General features: G+C 34.8%; 16 protein-coding genes. 1 reads left to right on the top strand and 15 read right to left on the bottom strand.

Annotated features, from left to right (window positions below; all coding sequences use genetic code 11):
- Positions 1-456 precede the first annotated feature (456 nt).
- Positions 457-3,063: an ATP-dependent chaperone ClpB gene (gene clpB / locus FQU23_RS06070; RefSeq protein ID WP_147673075.1), complete on the bottom strand. Its 2,607-nt coding sequence runs from the start codon at positions 3,061-3,063 to the stop codon at positions 457-459.
- Positions 3,064-3,206: 143 nt separating this feature from the next.
- On the opposite strand from clpB, the gene ytxJ reads away from it, so the two are divergent.
- Positions 3,207-3,599 (top strand): bacillithiol system redox-active protein YtxJ, encoded by a 393-nt coding sequence (gene ytxJ / locus FQU23_RS06065; protein WP_132109542.1) that lies wholly within the window; start codon positions 3,207-3,209, stop codon positions 3,597-3,599.
- A 66-nt stretch (positions 3,600-3,665) separates the two neighbouring features.
- Here the strand turns inward: ytxJ and FQU23_RS06060 are convergent, their stop codons facing one another.
- From FQU23_RS06060 to FQU23_RS05995, 14 genes are all read right to left on the bottom strand, one after another.
- Positions 3,666-4,826 (bottom strand): hypothetical protein, encoded by a 1,161-nt coding sequence (locus tag FQU23_RS06060; RefSeq protein ID WP_147673074.1) that lies wholly within the window; start codon positions 4,824-4,826, stop codon positions 3,666-3,668.
- Positions 4,810-5,808, bottom strand: coding sequence for a DUF2157 domain-containing protein (locus FQU23_RS06055; RefSeq protein ID WP_147673073.1), 999 nt, complete (start codon positions 5,806-5,808; stop codon positions 4,810-4,812). Before FQU23_RS06055 ends, FQU23_RS06060 begins: the two co-directional genes overlap by 17 nt.
- Before the next feature lie 150 nt (positions 5,809-5,958).
- A complete protein-coding gene (argH, locus tag FQU23_RS06050; RefSeq protein WP_147673072.1) occupies positions 5,959-7,239 on the bottom strand; it encodes an argininosuccinate lyase in 1,281 nt (426 codons plus the stop codon).
- Between the two features lie 140 nt (positions 7,240-7,379).
- Entirely contained in the window at positions 7,380-8,456 is a 1,077-nt protein-coding gene (locus FQU23_RS06045; protein WP_147673071.1) for a M20 family metallo-hydrolase, read from the bottom strand.
- Between the two features lie 117 nt (positions 8,457-8,573).
- Positions 8,574-9,359, bottom strand: coding sequence for an acetylglutamate kinase (argB, locus tag FQU23_RS06040; protein ID WP_147673070.1), 786 nt, complete (start codon positions 9,357-9,359; stop codon positions 8,574-8,576).
- Positions 9,349-10,296: an N-acetylornithine carbamoyltransferase gene (locus FQU23_RS06035; protein WP_147673069.1), complete on the bottom strand. Its 948-nt coding sequence runs from the start codon at positions 10,294-10,296 to the stop codon at positions 9,349-9,351. The genes argB and FQU23_RS06035 overlap by 11 nt, the downstream gene beginning before the upstream one ends.
- A gap of 2 nt (positions 10,297-10,298) precedes the next feature.
- The gene (gene proB, locus FQU23_RS06030) at positions 10,299-11,060 is read right to left on the bottom strand and encodes a glutamate 5-kinase (RefSeq protein ID WP_147673068.1); all 762 of its coding nucleotides are present in this window, start codon (positions 11,058-11,060) and stop codon (positions 10,299-10,301) included.
- A 167-nt stretch (positions 11,061-11,227) separates the two neighbouring features.
- Complete coding sequence (locus FQU23_RS06025) at positions 11,228-12,424, bottom strand: glutamate-5-semialdehyde dehydrogenase (RefSeq protein ID WP_147673067.1); 1,197 nt, start codon at positions 12,422-12,424, stop codon at positions 11,228-11,230.
- Positions 12,425-12,482: 58 nt separating this feature from the next.
- Positions 12,483-13,622 carry an aspartate aminotransferase family protein gene (locus FQU23_RS06020; protein ID WP_147673066.1) on the bottom strand — a complete coding sequence of 380 codons (1,140 nt, stop codon included), beginning with the start codon at positions 13,620-13,622 and terminating at the stop codon, positions 12,483-12,485.
- Between the two features lie 77 nt (positions 13,623-13,699).
- The gene (gene argC, locus FQU23_RS06015; RefSeq protein ID WP_147673065.1) at positions 13,700-14,677 is read right to left on the bottom strand and encodes an N-acetyl-gamma-glutamyl-phosphate reductase; all 978 of its coding nucleotides are present in this window, start codon (positions 14,675-14,677) and stop codon (positions 13,700-13,702) included.
- A 193-nt stretch (positions 14,678-14,870) separates the two neighbouring features.
- On the bottom strand, positions 14,871-16,064 hold the full coding sequence (locus tag FQU23_RS06010; RefSeq protein ID WP_147673064.1) for an argininosuccinate synthase: 1,194 nt from the start codon (positions 16,062-16,064) through the stop codon (positions 14,871-14,873).
- Between the two features lie 62 nt (positions 16,065-16,126).
- Positions 16,127-16,744: a GNAT family N-acetyltransferase gene (locus tag FQU23_RS06005; RefSeq protein WP_147673063.1), complete on the bottom strand. Its 618-nt coding sequence runs from the start codon at positions 16,742-16,744 to the stop codon at positions 16,127-16,129.
- Between the two features lie 462 nt (positions 16,745-17,206).
- On the bottom strand, positions 17,207-18,391 hold the full coding sequence (locus tag FQU23_RS06000) for a hypothetical protein (protein WP_147673062.1): 1,185 nt from the start codon (positions 18,389-18,391) through the stop codon (positions 17,207-17,209).
- A 113-nt stretch (positions 18,392-18,504) separates the two neighbouring features.
- Positions 18,505-19,980 carry an MFS transporter gene (locus FQU23_RS05995; protein WP_147673061.1) on the bottom strand — a complete coding sequence of 492 codons (1,476 nt, stop codon included), beginning with the start codon at positions 19,978-19,980 and terminating at the stop codon, positions 18,505-18,507.
- Between the last annotated feature and the right edge of the window lie 161 nt (positions 19,981-20,141).

Genomic DNA, 20,141 nt, shown 5'->3' with positions numbered 1-20,141 from the left:
GGGGAATTTACTACTAAGATATACAGTAAAATTTGTTTCGCAAAGAGACACAAAGGGAACCCAAAGATTCACGAAAATTTATAAAGAAGTTCTAAAAATAAAGCTATTGCGAGGAACAGCTTGTCCGACGTGTCGGAAAGTAATCACACTAAGAACATTTTAAACAAACGTATTAGATTACAGTCTAGAATAAGGTCGGGTACCAAGTCGGGAGACTTCGCACAGCAGTCTGGCTTGTCGCTAAGTTGTGCTTACGTAGTTATAAAAAACTAATCCTCCTAAATAGCCCTGATCAAGGTGGTATCCTCGAAGTGAAACGGAGAGATATAGCCGAGAGCAGGAGGGATGCTATTCTAGAAATAAAACCTTCTGCTACTGAAAATCAGCATAAAAAAAACACCAGACTTGCGACTGGTGTTTTAATACTACAAAAAAAATATTACAAAAATAAATAAATTATTCCACTGTCTCTGTTTGGTTTCTAAAAACCAATTCGCCATCAAATGCATCCAAAAGTATGATACTATCCGTTGCGATTTTTCCGGCTAGAATTTCCTTAGAGAGGCTGTTCAATACGTCTCTTTGAATCACACGTTTCACCGGTCTGGCACCAAATTGTGGATCATATCCTTTTTCGGCCAAGTAGGCGATCGCTTCAGGCGTAGCATCCATGGTAATTCCTTGCAGTGCAAGCATTTTGGTCACGCTCTTAAGTTGTAAACTAACAATCTTAGTTATATTAGCAGTGGTTAGTGGCGTAAACATCACGATTTCGTCGATACGATTGATAAATTCTGGACGAACGGTTTGTTTTAATAAACCTAACACTTCGGTTTTTGCGGCCTCTGTGGCAGCTTCCATACTTCCCTTCAGGTTTTCAAACTTTTCCTGAATAATCTGGCTTCCCATATTAGAAGTCATGATGATAATGGTGTTTTTAAAATCGGCAAGACGTCCTTTGTTGTCGGTTAATCGTCCTTCGTCTAATACTTGCAACAAGATGTTAAACGTATCTGGATGTGCTTTTTCAATTTCATCCAGTAATATCACAGAATACGGTTTTCTACGCACCGCCTCAGTCAACTGACCGCCTTCGTCATAGCCCACATATCCCGGAGGCGCACCCACTAAACGGCTCACACTATGGCGTTCCTGGTATTCACTCATGTCGATACGGGTCATGGCATTTTCATCATCAAACAGGTATTCTGCCAATGCTTTTGCCAACTCAGTTTTACCAACACCAGTTGTCCCAAGGAATAAAAAGGTTCCAACTGGTTTTTTCATATCTTGTAATCCAGCGCGGCTTCTACGTACGGCATCACTTACCGCCTCAATCGCTTCTTCTTGACCTACAACACGCTGATGCAATTCGGCTTCTAGGTGCAATAGTTTTTCGCGTTCTCCTTGTAGCATTTTCATAACTGGAATTCCAGTCCATTTGGCTACAACTTCTGCAATATCTTCGCGAGTCACTTCTTCTTTTATCAGTGAGCTTCCGCCAGCTTGGTTTTCGACGAGTTCATTATGCAAAACATCAAGACGCTCTTGGGCTTCTTTGATTTTACCATAGCGAATTTCGGCTACTTTTCCGTAATCGCCATCACGCTCTGCTCTTTCGGCTTCGTATTTAAAATCTTCGATTTCTGTTTTTATTCCTTGGATACTATCAACAACATCCTTCTCTGATTTCCATTTGGCATAAATTTCATTTCGCTCTTCTTTAAGATTGGCTAAATCCATTCCTAAAATTTTGAGCTTGCTTTCGTCTTTTTCTCTTTTTATAGCTTCAATTTCGATTTCGAGTTGCATTACTTTTCGATCCAAAACATCCAGTTCTTCGGGTTTTGAATTGATTTCCATGCGTATTTTTGAAGCGGATTCATCCATTAAATCGATGGCTTTGTCCGGTAGAAAACGATTGGTAATATAACGTTGCGATAACTCGACTGCAGCGATAATCGCCTCATCTTTTATCTGTACTTTGTGGTGTGTTTCATATTTTTCCTTGATACCACGCAGGATTGAAATTGCACTTTCGGTATCAGGTTCTTCGATAATTATTTTCTGGAAACGTCTTTCTAGTGCTTTGTCTTTTTCGAAATATTTTTGATATTCATCCAATGTGGTGGCACCAATAGCGCGAAGTTCTCCACGAGCCAAAGCAGGTTTCAAGATATTTGCCGCATCCATTGCGCCCTCACCACCTCCGGCGCCTACGAGTGTATGAATCTCATCAATGAAAAGAACAATATCACCTTCGGCAGCGGTAACTTCTTTAACGACGGCTTTCAATCGTTCTTCAAATTCTCCTTTATATTTGGCTCCCGCAATCAAGGCACCCATATCCAGTGAGAATACAATTTTGTCTTTTAAGTTATCTGGAACATCACCGTCCACAATTCGATGTGCTAATCCTTCGGCAATGGCAGTTTTACCCACGCCGGGTTCTCCCACAAGCATTGGGTTGTTTTTTGTACGACGCGTTAATATTTGAAGTACTCTTCTAATTTCTTCATCACGCCCAATTACAGGGTCTAATTTCCCTTCTTTGGCTAGTTCGTTTAGATTTTTAGCATATTTATTCAAAGAGTTATAAGTTTCTTCGGCAGAGGCGGAAGTCACTCTTTCTCCTTTTCGCAATTCGTCAATCGCGGCTTTTAGTCCTTTTTCGGTTACGCCTTGGTCTTTTAATATTTGGGCTGCTTTACTTTTTGAATTAAAAATCGCTAGAATTAAATGTTCGATAGAAACAAATTCATCGTTCATTTTCTTTGCAATACTTTCTGCTTCATTTAAGGTCGAATTAGCCGTTCTGGAAAGCATTATTTCGCCGCCACTTACTTTTGGGAAACTTTGAATTGTGCTGTCTAATATTTTAATAAATAGTGGCACATTTACATTTAGTTTTTTCAAAATAAATGGCGCTACATTTTCGTCCACTTCAAGCATGGATTTAAATAAGTGTTCGTTTTCTATTTGTTGTTGGTCATAGCCTTGAGCAAGCTGCTGTGAATGCTGGATGACCTCCTGTGATTTAATCGTAAATTTATTTATGTTCATGATTTTATATTTTTGGAGTTATTTTGGTAACTTTGATAATTATTATTCAATTTATATTCCAATACAAAAACGCAGACAAAATGACTGTATCCGCGTGATTTTAATCATATTAACAGGACAAATTGTCTTAAAATTAATAAATTATGAGTTTTTTTAAAAATATCTTTAGTGGTTCGTCTGACAACCAAAATGAATCTACATCTAAAATTGCCTGGAATGCTTTAACTGATTTGGAGCAGCTAAATGAGATTGTATCTCTTTCTAATGATAAGCCAGTTGTTATTTTCAAACACAGCACGCGCTGTAGTATAAGTAGAATGGCTTTGAAACAGTTTGAAAATGAGTTTGATCTCTCAGATAAAGTTACGCCATATTTTTTAGATTTAATAGCGCATCGCGATGTTTCTAATGATATTGCATCACGATTTGGAGTAATGCATCAATCGCCGCAATTATTGTTGATTAAGGGCGGAAAATCAGTTTATGACGTTTCCCACAGCGACATCGATGCTGACGCTCTGAAGGGGAAGGTATAGTTGTAAAAAAGGTTAAAAAAAAGCCAGGAATCAACTAATTGTCAGTGAATTCCTGGCTTTTTCTTTTTAAAATTTTTCACTAGAACCGCCACCACTAAATTCACCACCACCAAATTCTATATTTGATCCCGTTGAAGTTTCTGGTTTTAAGCCCAGTTGTGACGAAATCAGTATTTCGGCATCTAAGAAAGTATTTGTTTTGCTAAAACGGTCGGGCTTAAATGTGATTCCAGTTTCTTTGTCTTTAAGTTTTTTGATAGCTAAATAAGTTAATACAAAGAGGAGTACACCGCCAATCGTTAATATAATTTCAATAGACAAAATAGGATAGTAAAAATGGATGGTATAGATAGAAAAACTAAGTGTTAAGAACCCGATCCAAAACATTATTCTTTCTTTTTTTAATATCGAATAGACTAGGTAAAAAAGTGGGATCACAAAGGTAAAACCATAAAAGAAGAATGCAAACGGAATATCACTATCTGGAGCAATCTCAGTACCAAGAAGTACAACTGAAAGTTCACGCACTACCAGGTAATTTCCGGACAGGTAAAAGAGAATAAGGCTGAAACTATTCGCTAAAGAAATTCCTTTGTAATAAAATGGGGTTGTTATTTTAGACACAACTGTTTTACCAGTAAAATAGATTACAACAGCAAACAACATCATTACAAAAGGTAAAATAGTTTTACCAAGAGTGCCTATTTCAAACATGGCGTAGATTACAATAGCTGTCAATGCAAGACAAAATAGTAACACCATGGAAAGATGTAGATAGCGTAGATAGCTAATTAATGCAGTAATCGTTATAATTGACGCAATTACTATCTCGTTTCCATCTGTTAAAATACCTACGGCTATAGCCAAAGTTAATTGGGATCCTACTATAAAGGCATCATCTAAGCCATGTCCATACAATTTTAGACGACTTAAAACTTCTGCTCCTGCAAAACCAATGGTGGTATATAGGAATACAATTACATTAAAATTTTCAGTTATTAAATCCTCGCTGAGTAAAGTTAAGAAACCACAGATAGAGGAGTATAAAAAACTTCCCAATATGAAAAAAGCCAGTCTGATTAATAGGTTATTACTGTTTTTAGGAGTTATTAGTTGTTTAGAAATGGCCTTATATTGTTCATTATCTATGAAGCCCCCTACTTTTAAAGAATATGCTTCTTCTACTAGAATCAAATTCTCTAATTCACCTTTATCGTATACTATCATCGTTACTGTTTTTATTGAATTTTTTAATAAGGCGAATAAATAGGATTATAGAAATTATGAAATAAAAGGGCACGAAAAAGAAGAAAGAAATTAAAAATTCATCAATATTTAGTAAAGCAATAGCTTTGAATAAAATGATATTAACTCCAATATAGGCGTAAATGATTGTGAAAACAAAAAGAGAAACAGATTTGACTTTGTAACTGGAGATATAAAAGTAATACAAGGCAGCAGCTAAAATAACTCCGAATATTAACCAGTATGGTTCAAATAAATTAGTAACACAGGAAATACTTATAAGGTGTAATCCAAAAGCCAAATAGACTAAGGTGAAATGTTTTTTTAATGCAATTTGGTTACTGTAAATTGACCAAAGAACGAGTACTATGCCTAAGCCAATTGCTGAATAGCTCAACGTATTTGTTGTGTAGAAATCATTACTAAGCAATGCTTGAGGACTAACTGATAAACCAATGTATGCAGCCAAGCCAGTGATTGCAATGGATAAGATGCTTTTGTTATCAAAATAATAGGCGCAAAAAAGTCCAATCACTGTGGGAACTAAAGTAGCCAATCCGTAATGAGTGCCAAAAGCGTTGTATTGAAATTGTAAATAGCCTATAAAAATACAAGTCAAAAGAACAGCCGAAAGAATAAGGTAATCAAATATGGGGTTGTCAAAACTAGTTTCTCCTTTTTGATATCCAGTGCTATTCTTGAAACTGAAGTAGTAGCAAATAACAGTTACCACTAATAATAATGATATGATAGCGATATGACCAATCGTTTCAATGTTTTGATAAATCAATATTCCAATTCCCGTAGTAAAGAATAAAACTGACAGGTATAGAAACAATTTTAACTCGGTGTTTAGCGAAAAAATCTCTAAATTTCGATACGCTTTAACCTGCTTAAATTGAGTGTCCGTTATTAATTTTTTCTCAAAAAGAGTTTGAGTTGCTTGTTCTTTAAAAGAATCCATAGTTATATTTTAAATGGGCTACTATTCAAATATATGTATTCTGTGTTGATTTTCCGTACTACTTTTTTCGCATAGTATAATTTCAAAAAAAATCCATTCAGTTAAGAATGGATTTTTAAAGAAGTTGTGCAAATTATAGTTGTTGTATTTTTAATACGATTTGTTCATTTTATCCTTTATCTCTGCTAAACACAAATTATTAATACTCCCTTCGTGAGTATGTTTAGTCTCTTTTGGAGATTCGTAAGTGCCATTCTCTAATTGCTCCGCTACAGCTTTGTATGCGTCTCTAAAAGGCATTCCGGCTACAACCATTTCGTTTAAAGTATCTACAGTAAACAGGTAGTTGTATTTTTTATCCGCTAGAATATTGTCTTTTACTTTGATATCTTTTATAGAGAAAATAGCAATATCTAGACAGGCTTTTAGGTTTTGAATAGCCGGAAACAATCCTTCTTTCAATAATTGTAAATCGCGGTGGTATCCACTTGGAAGATTATTTGTGATTAAAGTGATTTCGTATGGCAAGGCTTGAATCTTGTTGCATTTTCCGCGAATCAATTCAAAAACATCTGGGTTTTTCTTGTGAGGCATTATGCTAGAACCTGTTGTCAAATGCGCAGGTAAACCAATAAAATCAAAATTCTGACTCATATATACGCAGACATCCATCGAGAACTTAGCCAAAGTTGCAGCTACACTGCTCATTGCAAAAGCCAAAGTTTTTTCTGATTTTCCACGGCTCATTTGAGCGGCAACCGAATTGTATTTTAAAGTTTCGAAACCTAATTCTTTTGTAGTGAATGTTCTATTAATAGGGAAGGAGCTACCGTATCCTGCGGCAGAACCTAGAGGGTTTTGATTCACCACTTTCAATGCAGCATTCAACATCGTGATATCATCAATCAAGGTTTCTGCATAAGCTGAAAACCACATTCCGAATGAAGATGGCATAGCGATTTGCAAGTGCGTGTATCCAGGTAGCAAAACATTTTGATATTTCGCTGCTGATTCCATTAGTAAATCAAAAAGCGATTTTACTTGCTCTTTTAAATCAATAACAACGTCTTTTAAATACAAGTTGACATCAACTAGAACTTGATCGTTTCGAGAACGAGCAGTGTGTATTTTTTTACCAGCATCTCCTAGTTTCTCTGTAAGTAAATATTCAATTTTGGAGTGTACATCTTCAAATGAATCTTCGATTGTGAAATTTCCTTCAGCAACATCGGTAATGATATCGTTTAAAGCAACTACTAACGAATCAGTTTCAGTAGTTGTTAATAAACCAATACTTCCTAACATTTTAGCATGAGCAATAGAGCCCAGAGCATCGTATTTCGCTAGAACCAAATCCAATTCTCTGTCGTTACCAACGGTGAATTGTTCGATTTGTTTATCTGTAGGTATTCCTTTTTCCCAAAGTTTCATAGTATTGTTTTTTTGTTTCACAAGAACAAGTCGCAACTTGTCTGTACTTATTATTTGTAGCCCCGATAGAAGTGAAAATCCTTTTTATTTTGTCTTTAAAAATAAAAAGATTGTAGCGAATAGCGGGAAATTGCTCCTAATTATTCTATTGTTTTAAAAAAATCTCCCAGTATTTTAATATACAATTTAATTCCTTCTTCGATTTCATTTATATATATAAATTCATCTGCTGAGTGCGACCGCAGTGTATCTCCAGGCCCCAATTTCAATGATTTACAGCTCAAAACAGATTGATCAGAAAGGGTAGGAGAGCCATAAGTCGTGCGTCCTAGAGCGATTCCGGCTTGTACTAATCCATGCGATTCTGGAATAGACGAGGAACTTAAATTCATAGAACGCGGCGTAATCTCTGCGTTCACATTGTCTTTTACAATTTGTAAAATTTCATGATTCGTATAGCAGTCGTTAACACGGATATCGATAACCAAATCACATTCTGAAGGTACAACATTGTGTTGTTTTCCTGCATTGATTTGGGTAACAGTCATTTTTACGGGACCTAATTGCTCTGATATTTTGTCGAAAGTATAGTTTTTAAACCATTCCATGACCGGAATCGCTTTGTAAATTGCATTGTCGTCGTTTTGATGTGCGGCATGACTTGATGTTCCTTTTATTTTAACATCCAAGACTAATAAACCTTTTTCAGCTATAGCCAATTGCATTAAGGTAGGCTCGCCCACAATGGCACAATCTAATTCCGGTAAATGTTTTAGGACGCTATTTAAGCCATTTTTACCGCTACTTTCTTCTTCGGCAGATCCAACAATTACAATGTTATAAGGTAAATTTTCCTTGGCATAAAAATGCACAAAAGTAGCTAACAACGAAACCAGACAACCGCCAGCATCATTACTACCTAAACCAAATAATTTACCGTCTTTTACAAAAGCATTAAACGGATCGTTTGTGTAGGCTTGGTTGGGTCTTACAGTATCGTGGTGGGAATTTAAAAGCAAGGTAGGTTTAGTGGCATCAAAATGCTTATTGTAAGCCCAGACATTATTGTTTTCTCTTTTGAAAGGGATATCGTTTGAATTGAACCAGTTTTCAATTAGTACGGCAGTCTTATCTTCTTCACTTGAGAAAGAAGGAGTCTCAATTAGTGATTCTAAAAGTGAAATGGCTTCTTTTGTAAGGATTTGGATGTTTTTCATTTTATTTTTGTTTTTGCCACTAACGCGCAAAGGCGCAAATTTTATTTTTATTAGATATGCGATAAACAATATCCGTTGCTACTCCCTCTCCTTTGGAGAGGGCTGTAGTGAGGATATTTATAATTGTATTGTTGTGCAAATAGCATCGTCGTTTTGTAACATGCTGTGATGGCCAATTCGTATTTTTTGAACTCCTTTAGACAAGCTATTGAAGCAATTGTCTAGTTTTGGAATCATTCCGGAGTGGATGGCTTTTTCTTCTTTTAATTTCGAATATAAGTCGGTATTCATATTTGCAATTACAGAGGAATCATCTTCTGAATCGAATAAAACGCCTGGTTTTTCGAAACAATAATTCAAAGTAACCTCAAAGACTTCTGATAAGGCAATAGCTAATTCACTGGCAATAGTGTCGGCATTTGTATTTAATAACTGTCCGTTTTTATCATGGGTAATGGCACAAAAAACAGGAACGATTCCGCTAGAAAGTAAAGTTTCTAATAGGGGAGTGTTCACTGATTCTACATCGCCTACAAAGCCGTAATCGATTGTGGGATGATTTCTTTTCTCTGACTGGATTAAATTCCCATCTGCTCCAGAAAACCCCATCGCATTAGTATTATGAGCCTGTAATTGCGCCACAATATTTTTATTGATTTGCCCCGCATAAATCATTACTACCACATCAAGCATAGGCGCATCAGTAATACGACGTCCGTCAATCATTTGCGGTACTAAACCAATGCTTTGAGCCATTTTTGTTGCTGACTTTCCGCCACCATGAACAAGTACTTTATAGCCTTCAATGTTGGAGAAATCATTTATAAACTGTTGTAGCTCTTTGGGATCATCAATAATGTTTCCACCAATTTTTATTACGGTAACGGATTTTTTATTGCCCATTTTTTAATATTTTTTGCAAAACTAATTGTGCTGCATAGGTTCTATTGTTAGCTTGTTCGATTACAATTGAATTCTCGCTGTCAATCACTTCATCAGTAACAATCACATTACGTCTAACTGGTAAGCAGTGCATGAACTTGGCATTGTTAGTCAGTTTCATTTTATCTATTGTTACCGTCCAGTTTGGGTCACTATTAGTGATTTTTCCGTACTCTTTGTAGTTGCTCCAGTTTTTGGTATAGATAAAATCGGCATTTTCAAATGCTTTATTTTGATCGTATTCAATCTTGGAATCTTTAGTGATTTCAGGATTTAGTTCGTAGCCTTCAGGGTGTGTAATTACAAAGTCAGCATCTTGTAACTGCATCATTTCCACAAAGGAATTGGCTACAGCCTGAGGTAAAGCTTTAGGGTGCGGTGCCCAAGATAAAACGACCTTTGGTCTGTGTTCAGTCTTGAACTCTTCCATGGTAATCGCATCAGCAAGGGATTGCAAAGGATGTCCTGTTGCACCTTCCATATTAACGATAGGTACGGTGGCATATTTTAAAAATCCAGCCATTACGGTTTCGGCATTGTCTTTTTCTTTGTCTACCAATCCAGCAAAAGCTCTAATCGCTATGATATCACAATATTGAGATACTACTTCCGCAGCCTCCTTAATATGTTCTGAAGCACCCTGATTCATAACCGCTCCATCTTCAAATTCCAGTGTCCAGCCTTCACTGGTAAAGTTCATCACCATGACGTTCATTCCCAAATTTAAAGCCGCCTTTTGAGTACTCAAGCGGGTTCTTAAACTTGGATTAAAAAACAACATCCCTAAGGTTTTGTTCTTTCCTAGTTTTTTATTTTTAAGCGGTTTGCTCTTAATTTTAATTGCCGATTTCACCCATTTAGAGAGAGAGTCGATATCTTTTATTGAAGTGTAGTTCATCGTTATGTTATTTTAGTAAAAGGTATTTTGTCTTTTAAAGCATTCAAAATAAAATTATCATTTAAACCATTGACAACCCAGGTCTCGATATTAGCCGCTTTAGCAATTGCTGCCGCTTCAATTTTAGATTGCATTCCACCTGTTCCTTGAGATGATTTAGTGTCACCTACCTCTTTTTCAAGAGACTTTAGGTCTGTAACTAAAGTAATGGTTTCAGGTGTTATGTCATGGATAGACGATTTTGTGTATATTCCATTTGTATTGGTAGCGATGATTAATATATCAACTTTTAATAAAACAGCTGCTAATGCCGCTAATTTATCATTGTCACCAAATTGAATTTCATCGGTTGCAACGGTATCGTTTTCATTAATAATCGGAATGTAATTGTTCTCTACTAATACATTGATTGTATTGACAATATTTACTTTTGACTGTTCTTTTTCAAAGTCAGAATAGGAGAGTAGACACTGCGAAGAAAGCAATCCTAAGTCGCTGAAATTTTCATGGAAAATCCGCATTAAATGGGGTTGGCCAATCGATGCTAGCGCTTGCTTAACAACTATTTCTCTTCCTTTACTTTCTAGTTTTACGAACTGTTTTGCTGCGGCTATAGCGCCAGAACTAACAATAATAAACTCGTAATCCTCGTTTAAAGCGGAAATTTGCATTCCAATATCCTCAATCTTTCCTCTCGAAATATGATTGGTTTCTCTTGTCAATGTATTTGTACCTATTTTTAGTAATATTCTTTTTTTAGCCATTTTTTGTGATTTAACCGCAAAGGGCACAAAGTTTTTTTGTTTTTAATCTTTATAAACGCAAAGTTCACAAAGCTGTACTTTACTTATTCTTGAGACTTCAAATATTTTTTACTTAGTATATATCTTCTCAAACTGAAAGCTAAATACTGAACACTGATTATTGTGAACTACCTAATCTGTCCGTCTCCGTAAATATACCATTTATTAGTAACTAGGTGTTGCAGTCCTATTGGACCTCTTTGATGTAATTTGTCTGTACTAATAGCTAATTCACCACCAAGACCCAATTGACCTCCATCAGTAAAACGTGTGGATGCATTATGATATACTGCAGCCGTATCCACGTTTTCCATGAATTCTTGTGCGATAGTATCATTTTTAGTAATAATGGATGCCGAATGGCCCCCACAATATTTGTTTATTTTTTCAATTGCCTCTTGATCAGAATTAGTGGTTCCAATGACGATTTTGTAATCTAAGAACTCTTCATACCAAATCAAATCAGTCTCAATTGCTTTTACTCCAGTTGCTTTTGCAACAACATCGTCTCCTAGAACTGTAACATTAAATAGTTGCAGCTCGGTAATAATTTGCTTTGTGAAAACTTCCCAATTTGGCAAATTTCTATCGATTAATACTTTATCCAAAGCATTACAAACTGAAATATTTGAAGTTTTTCCGTTCATGATAATGGCTAAAGCTTTATCTAAATCGGCATCTTTGTTTACATACACAAAATTATTCCCTCTACCACTTACTATTACTGGGCAAGTAGCGTGTTTCTTAACAAAGTTAATCAGGTTTTCACCACCACGAGGAACAATTAAATCGACTTTTTGTGTTGGTTTTTCTAGAAAAGCTTGGGTTTCATTTCGGTTATAATTTAAATATTCGACCCAAGAATTAGCTACATCATTGTCTGTTAAGGCTTGATGCCAAAGGCTTACAATCATTAAATTAGAAAGTAATGACTCTTTTCCGCCTTTTAGCAAAATTTTATTTCCTGATTTAAATGCAATTCCTCCCGCTTCAACAGTAACGTCTGGCCTTGACTCATAAATGATTAAAATAGTTCCAAAAGCAGCCGTTTTATTGCTGACTTTCATGCCGTTGTCATGAGTAAAATTAAATAGAACTTGCCCCAAAGGATCTTCTTGACTTGTCAATTGTTGTAACGATAGAATCATTCCGTCAATTTTAGCATCATCAACGAGCAAGCGTTTTTCCATAGCCAAATCATCACCGGAATAGTTGGCAAGATCTTTCTGGTTTGTGGTTTTTATAGCTGTTCTTTCTTTTTCGAGAAGCACAGCCATTCGACTTAAAACGGCATTTCTTTTTTCGATTGGAAGTATTTTGTTCATTGTTCTAAAATTATGAGCTTTGTCAAAGTTTAAAACTTTATCAAAGATTGATTTATATCTAAGACTTCAATTCTACCAACGATTCTTGCAATGCGACAATAAATGCATCTATCGCATCAGTTGTGATTGTTAGTGGAGGGAGAATTCTCAATAAATTTTTATTGTTGGCACCTCCAGTAAAGATATGCTTTTCGATAATCATCTTTTTTCTCAACGTGCTAACATCAAAATCAAATTCGACACCTAACATCAATCCTCTTCCTTTTACTTTGATGATTTCGGGAATCACTTTTATAGCTTGCATGAAATATGCTTCTACTTTTTTTGCGTTTTCCATCAAACTCTGACTTTCCATTACCTCTAAAACGGCAATACTTGCGGCACAAGCCAAATGACTTCCACCAAAAGTAGTTCCTAGTAAACCATAGCTCGCTTCAAAATGAGGAGCAATTAGAATTCCACCGATTGGAAATCCGTTACCCATTCCTTTTGCCATGCATATAATATCAGGTTTGATGTCATGAAATTGATGTGCAAAGAACTTCCCGCTTCTTCCAAAACCAGATTGTACTTCATCTAAAATTAAAACAACATCATTCGCCTTGCACACTTTTTCTAAGGCTTGAAAAAACTCGGTGGTTCCTTGGTCTAATCCACCTACACCTTGAATAGGTTCAATGATTACACAAGCGACATCGCCTTTTATCAATTCGGCTTCCACCAAATCTATTTCGTTCAATGGCAAGAAAGTAACTATTTGTTGTGCGTTAATCGGTGCGACAATCTTTTTATTATCGGTTGTTGCTACGGCTGCAGAAGTACGCCCATGAAAAGCATTGTGAAAAGAGACTACTCTGGATTTATTGGTATGAAAAGAAGCCATTTTTAAAGCATTTTCATTGGCCTCAGCCCCAGAACTGCATAAAAACAAGCTGTAATCTGTATAACCTGAAAGTTTTCCTAGTTTATCTGCCAGCTCCACTTGTAACGGATTTTGAATTGCATTCGAGTAAAAACTCAAATTATCCAGTTGGGCTTTTACTTTGGCTACATAATATGGTTGTGTGTGACCTATAGAAATCACTCCGTGACCAGAGTATAAATCTAAATATTCGATTCCTTTATCATCTGTAATGATACAATCTAATGCTTTTACTGGAGTGATAGGATATAATGGGTAAACGTCAAATAAGTTCATTGTGTGTATGTTTAAAAGTTTAAGGTTTAAAGTTTCAAGTTCGTATTAACCTGAAACTTTAAAGTTGAAACAAATTTTTAAAACCCTGAAGGTTTCAAATGCAGTCCAGTTGTTTCATCAAGTCCAAACATTAAATTCATGTTTTGGACGGCTTGACCGGAGGCGCCTTTTACTAAATTATCAATTATTGAAGTAATTAGCACCCGGTTTCCTTTTTTCATTAAACTAATGATGCACTTATTTGTTTGCACTACTTGTTTCATGTTGATGTTCGTAGTGGTAACGGTTACGAAAGGCTGGTCTTTATAAAAAGCTTCATATTTAGCAACTAAATTCTCTAAACTTTCTTCTACAGTAGTATATAGAGTAGCGAAAATTCCTCTAGCAAAATCTCCTCTATTCGGTACAAAAATCAATTCGTTTGCATAATCAGCTTGCAGTTGATTCACACTTTGATTGATTTCACCTAAATGTTGATGATCGAAAGCTTTGTAATGCGACATATTGTTTGATCTCCAGCTAAAATGTGTAGTTTCTGATGGGCTAACTCCTGCACCAGTACTTCCTGTTGTAGCGTTGATATGTACATCGCTATTTAATAATCCGTCTGCTGCAAGCGGTAATAAAGCCAATTGGATTGCTGTAGCAAAACAACCTGGATTTGCGATATAGTTTGCGTTTTTAATATTGGTTTTATTCAGTTCAGGCAAACCGTACACAAATGATTTTTCTTTGAATTCTTTGTCCTTTGTCAATCTGAAATCATTTCCTAAATCGATGATTTTAGTATGGCTGGCAAATTGATTTTGTTCTAAAAATTGAATCGATTTTCCATGACCTAAACACAAGAAAACAACGTTTACATTTGGATTTACAGTGTCAGTAAAATTCATTTCTATATCACCCATCAAATCATGGTGTGCCACTGATAGAGGCTTACCAGCGTTTGTAGTACTGTAGACAAAATCAAGTTTTGTGGTTGGATGAAACATTAGTATTCTAATTAATTCTCCTGCCGTATATCCAGAACCTCCTATTATTCCAACATTAATCATGTTTTTTATTTTTTAAAATCTATTAGAATTAAACCTTTGAGATTAATTCGTTTTTTTAACCACATAGAAACATTGCTTTTTATTCTTTTGTTGAGACGTTTCAGTTTTTTTAAAGTAAAACACAGCTATGTGAACCAAGAATGAGTTTCAATAATTCTTTTTTTTCTATGATTCTATGTTGATAAATTTATAATTACTCGTAAGTTTCATTATTTACAGACGAAAATATGTTTTGGGCATTTCCTAGTATCTTGATAAATCCTTTGGCATCATCAGATGTCCAAGCATTGTTCATTTCGCCATATTGACCAAAACCTGTATTCATCAAATCATTATCTGATTCAATTCCGTCAAGCGTAAAGTGATAGGGTTTTAGTGATACTGTTACAGTTCCATTAACTGTTTTTTGAGTGTCTTCAAGAAAAGCCTCAATATTCCTCATTACAGGATCAAGAAATTGACCTTCATGAAACAACATTCCGTACCAGTTTCCTAGTTGCTCTTTCCAGTATTGTTGCCATTTACCAAGGGTGTGTTTCTCAAGTAAATGATGTGCTTTTATGATAATTAATGGAGCAGCTGCTTCAAAACCAACTCTTCCTTTAATTCCGATAATCGTATCACCAACATGTGTATCTCTACCAATTGCAAAGGCATTTGCTAATTTCTCAAGAATAACAATATTGTCAACTGGTGATTTTTTAATACCATTGATAGCAATCAATTCGCCTTTTTCGAAAGTTAAAGCTACTTTTTCTTCACCTTCTTTTTGTAATTGCGATGGATAAGCTTCGCTAGGAAGTGGTTGACTTGAAGTTAAAGTTTCTTTTCCACCTACACTAGTTCCCCAAAGTCCTTTGTTGATTGAATATTGTGCTTTCTCCCAAGAATAGTGTACTCCGTTTTTTGCTAAATAATCGACTTCTTCTTGTCTTGATAATTTCAAGTCTCTAATAGGAGTGATGATTTCAATTTCGGGAGCGATGGTTTGGAAAATTAAATCAAAACGAATTTGGTCATTTCCAGCACCGGTACTTCCGTGAGCAATTGCAGTTGCACCCACAGATTTGGCATATTTTATAGCTTCAATTGCTTGAAAAACACGTTCAGCACTTACAGATAATGGGTAGGTATTATTTTTTAAGACATTACCAAAAATTAAATACTTGATCGCTTTATCATAATATCTGTCTACAATGGTTAGGTTAGCGTGTTTTGCACTTCCTAATTCGTAGGCTCTATCTTCAATTGCTTTCAATTCGGCATCATCAAAACCTCCAGTATTGATTAATACGGTGTGAACTTCATATCCTTTTTCGTTTTTTAAATACTTAAGGCAATATGAGGTGTCTAAACCTCCACTATATGCTAATACAACTTTTTTCATTTTTTGATCTATTATGGGCTATTGGCTTTAAGCCTTTAGCAGATTATATATTTTAATTTAATTTAGTCTTCTAAGAAAAGGGCTTGTTTGATTTTTTTCAAACGATTCCAAATTCTAACATTAAAAGGATGTTTTGGAGGAATCTTAGCTTTTTCCTTTGGATCATAAAGCATTCCTGTACACAAGCACATTTTGTTGTCTTTGCTTTTTAAAATTTCATAATTGGTACAAGTTTGACATCCTTTCCAAAAACTGGGATCTGTCGTTAGTTCAGAAAACGGAACGGGTTTATATCCCAATTCAGAATTGATTTTCATTACAGCTAATCCCGTTGTGATTCCGAATACTTTTGCATTTGGATATTTTTTCAAAGAGTAATCAAACACCTTGGATTTAATTTTTTTGGCTAGGCCTATATTTCTGTAATCAGGATGTACAATTAATCCTGAATGCGCCACATAGTTGCTGTCTTGCCAACTTTCGATATAACAAAAACCTGCAAAAACGCCGTTGTCTAAAGCGATAACAGCATCTTGATTTTGCATTTTTTTCAGAATATATTCAGGCGTTCTTTTAGCAATTCCAGTTCCTCTCAACAAGGCAGACGACTCTATAGTATCGCAAATAATTTGTGCGTACTTAAAATGCTCTTCCTGGGCAATAATAATAGAGATATTCATTACAAGAGTTGAATTTTTGAGTTAAAAAATGATTTGTAAGATAGTTTTAAAATGCATTTTTTGTTTCCCAATATAAAATAACAAAAATACGAATTTATCATCCAATGAACTGAATAACAAGGAAGTACTATGGAAGGTATATTAATTTTGGAAAATAGTATTCCAATGGAAAACAAATGTGATTTCAAAATGGCAAAAAAATAAATGAATAGAAATATTTACAACACAACTGTGGATACTATACTAATAGCGTCCGTACTTCGGGAGAAGTAGCAGTTGTGATTATCCGTGAGTTTGGATTAATATTTAAATTTGTATTATTCATTGGTGCAAAAGTACACTATTTTATTTCACACAACACTAAACTTTATGCTTTCTAACAAAATTTTAATTCTTTGTTGTTTTTTCAAAAAAAAAAAACTCCTTGAGAATAATCTTTCTCAAAGGAGCTGTAAAGTTTGCTTATTTTCTAAAAGGATTTCTACTGATTGTATTTTTTATCTTAGATTTTAAATCCTCAGCAGTGTCATAAATAATTTGCTCATTTGATGGGAAAAGGATTCTACCATTATCGAAATACCCATAGTAATTATCATCTGCGGCGAGTCTGTCTCCTTTGTATTTTGAGTAGATATTTTCGAAGACGGATTGAGCCGTCAGCGGAAATGATTTTAAAAGACGATTATTTTGATAATCTACATAATCTACAACGGCATTAATTTGACAGGATTTAAATTGTCTAGATTCATAAATAAGTACGGTTAAATTTTTAAAAACATCTACCATAATTACTTTTCCGTCCTTGTCTAAAACCTCTTTCCCATTGTCATCTAATAGTTTAGTTGTACCGTCTTTTACTTTACGTACTTTCACGAATTCTTTCTGGTTTATTTGTTCTGGCGATAAGTAAATTTGATTGAAAAGAATACGCATTCCGTAATCATAATTAATGCCTTTTTGTTTGTAGGTATGATATACGGTCCATTTGTCATTTAAGCCATAGGTATCAAAGTCTAGTAGTGAATTTTGCAATCGGGCTGGGATAATCAGGTTGCTTTGGTTTACCGTTTCCACCATCACATAATCAGAACCCTTGTAAAGCGCATTATCCATAAGAGTCAATACGTCTTTGTAATTAGGGTTTATTTGATTCAAATACTGTAAGTCGTCATAAGCTTTCCTGAAATTCATTTTATTGGCTGTAAGCAATAATTTTTTAGAATTAGCATATAGATAGGAGGACAGCGCATTTTTACTATCAATAATTTGATCGTTATAATTGTCAAAAGGAAATATAGCATTTCTTCGTTCTCTAATTAGTGGTAAAGGAAGTAGTGGTTTTATTTTTTCCTGACGCTGATTAAGTAACAAGTAAATATTGTACATTTTTTCTAATTGGACAGGATTTGCGTCTTTGGCTAATAGATTAATAGCGTTCAAGTCGCGCTCTTTAGCTTTAGCAAAAGCTTCTTCTAGTAAATAGATGTAATCCTGTTTTCCTTTTTTGTCTTTATTGGTACGTAAGTTGGAAATCGCTTTGTCGATTGCCACGTCATAATTGCCGGAACTTAATAAGTTTTGGGTACTTTTTACACCACAGGAAGCAAGAATAATTACAAGCGAAAGTAGGAGTATAGTTTTTTTCATAGATTTTAGTTTAAGTAAATGTATTTGTTTTCAATTTAAAACTCCAAAAATAATACCATAAAAAAACCATCAAAGTAGATTTGATGGTTTTGATTTTTATAGGAAATAATGAATTAATGTGCTGATGAAGTCCCAGTGTCTAAATTTACACCTTGGCTTTTTAGTATTTTAGGACAGTAATAACCATAAAATGCCAAATAGGCAAAACCAAGAAGAGGTACCACATAAGAAAAACGTGTAAAAGTAATACCAAGTATTCCGTTTGGATTAGTTAAATCTAAATCGCATATTGCTCCTTGAACTAGCGGGATTACACCACCACCAAGAATCATCATAATTAAGAATGAAGACGCTTTTCCAGTGTTTTTTCCTAACCCTGCGATAGCTAAATCGAAGATAGATGGCCACATGATTGATAAGAATAAACCTCCTGAAATAAAGAAGTATTTAGCGATTTCAGTATCTGTACAAACTAAACCTGCAAACATCATTGTTAAACCAGCGATTGCAAAAAGCATTAATGTTTTACCTGCATTTTTACCACCAACAAAACTAACGCCTATAAACAATAAGATCCAAAGAGGGTAGATGTAGAATTCAGAAACATTATGACCAGCAAATATATTAGCTCCGATAATTACTCCAAATGCTAAAGCGGGGACGATAAACTTAAGCGCAGTATTTACTAAGTTAGTTGTGTTAAAAACATTCACACCACCATTCCAGCGACCAATCATTAAACTTCCCCAGTAAAGTGCAATAAATGGAGAAATTGCGTCTTCTAAAATACCGCCAAATTCTTTCGTATGTAGTAAAGCTGGGAGATTACTGATAATTGTTACCTCTGTTCCAACATATATAAAGATACCTATCATTCCTAAGTATAATTGTGGATAGTCTAAAATGCTGAACTTAGCGTGTTTGTTTTCAATTTTAGCTTCAATTACATCTGTTTTTGCTGGATCCTCTATTCTAGAAAAATACATGAATATTGCAACTAAAACGAAAGTAAGACCTAAAATTATAAAAGGTAATTTAATATCTTCTAATGAAAGACTTGTCTTTTTGTTATCTCCCATTCCAAAAAGTGCAATACCTAGAAGAATAGCACCAAGTGTTGTTCCAAATGAGTTTAAACCTCCAGCCAAAGTTAAACGGTGTGCTCCAGTTGCTGGACTTCCCATTTTAATAGCAAGTGGATTTGCAACAATTTGTTGAATAGAAAACCCAAGACCCACAGTAAACAATGCGGTCAAAAAGAATGGAAAACTTTCCATTGTTGCAGCAGGAACAAATAAAAACGAACCTATCGCAGAAATAAGTAATCCTGTAGAGAGTGTTTTTTTATAGCCAAATTTTTGTAAAACATCAGACTTTAAAGAAACAAGAAAGAAAATTAGTGAGCCTACAAAATATGCGGCATAAAATGCCCAAGCCACTAGTTGTGATTGCAGTTGAGATAATGTAAAAACTTTTTTGAAAACGGGTATTAATATATCATTGGCAGAGCCAACAAAGCCCCAAAAGAAGAAGACTATTATTAATGATATAAACTGTCCCCACTTAGTTTGTAAATTTTCTGAATTCATGATAATTGATGGTTAATTTTTTTAGTTCGGTCGTAAATGTAGATTTTAAGTAAAGTAAAAAAAAATTATTTATAAGAAAATTGATTAAAATTATACAATCGGCAGTATTTCTATAATGAACAACATATTTTTGTCGTTTGGTACGTTTTTTATCATAGATT

The sequence above is a fragment of the Flavobacterium sp. XN-5 genome (assembly GCF_008033395.2).
In the GTDB taxonomy this organism is placed as follows: Bacteria; Bacteroidota; Bacteroidia; order Flavobacteriales; family Flavobacteriaceae; genus Flavobacterium; species Flavobacterium hiemivividum.
The sequence above is the reverse complement of the archived record's forward strand: the minus strand, read 5'-3'. Positions and strand labels throughout refer to the sequence as shown.

Coding starts and splice junctions, on each gene's coding strand:
- clpB (WP_147673075.1), bottom strand. CDS start 3,063: ATGAACATAAATAAATTTACGATTAAATCACAGGAGGTCATCCAGCAT.
- ytxJ (WP_132109542.1), top strand. CDS start 3,207: ATGAGTTTTTTTAAAAATATCTTTAGTGGTTCGTCTGACAACCAAAAT.
- FQU23_RS06060 (WP_147673074.1), bottom strand. CDS start 4,826: ATGATAGTATACGATAAAGGTGAATTAGAGAATTTGATTCTAGTAGAA.
- FQU23_RS06055 (WP_147673073.1), bottom strand. CDS start 5,808: ATGGATTCTTTTAAAGAACAAGCAACTCAAACTCTTTTTGAGAAAAAA.
- argH (WP_147673072.1), bottom strand. CDS start 7,239: ATGAAACTTTGGGAAAAAGGAATACCTACAGATAAACAAATCGAACAA.
- FQU23_RS06045 (WP_147673071.1), bottom strand. CDS start 8,456: ATGAAAAACATCCAAATCCTTACAAAAGAAGCCATTTCACTTTTAGAA.
- argB (WP_147673070.1), bottom strand. CDS start 9,359: ATGGGCAATAAAAAATCCGTTACCGTAATAAAAATTGGTGGAAACATT.
- FQU23_RS06035 (WP_147673069.1), bottom strand. CDS start 10,296: ATGAACTACACTTCAATAAAAGATATCGACTCTCTCTCTAAATGGGTG.
- proB (WP_147673068.1), bottom strand. CDS start 11,060: ATGGCTAAAAAAAGAATATTACTAAAAATAGGTACAAATACATTGACA.
- FQU23_RS06025 (WP_147673067.1), bottom strand. CDS start 12,424: ATGAACAAAATACTTCCAATCGAAAAAAGAAATGCCGTTTTAAGTCGA.
- FQU23_RS06020 (WP_147673066.1), bottom strand. CDS start 13,622: ATGAACTTATTTGACGTTTACCCATTATATCCTATCACTCCAGTAAAA.
- argC (WP_147673065.1), bottom strand. CDS start 14,677: ATGATTAATGTTGGAATAATAGGAGGTTCTGGATATACGGCAGGAGAA.
- FQU23_RS06010 (WP_147673064.1), bottom strand. CDS start 16,064: ATGAAAAAAGTTGTATTAGCATATAGTGGAGGTTTAGACACCTCATAT.
- FQU23_RS06005 (WP_147673063.1), bottom strand. CDS start 16,744: ATGAATATCTCTATTATTATTGCCCAGGAAGAGCATTTTAAGTACGCA.
- FQU23_RS06000 (WP_147673062.1), bottom strand. CDS start 18,391: ATGAAAAAAACTATACTCCTACTTTCGCTTGTAATTATTCTTGCTTCC.
- FQU23_RS05995 (WP_147673061.1), bottom strand. CDS start 19,980: ATGAATTCAGAAAATTTACAAACTAAGTGGGGACAGTTTATATCATTA.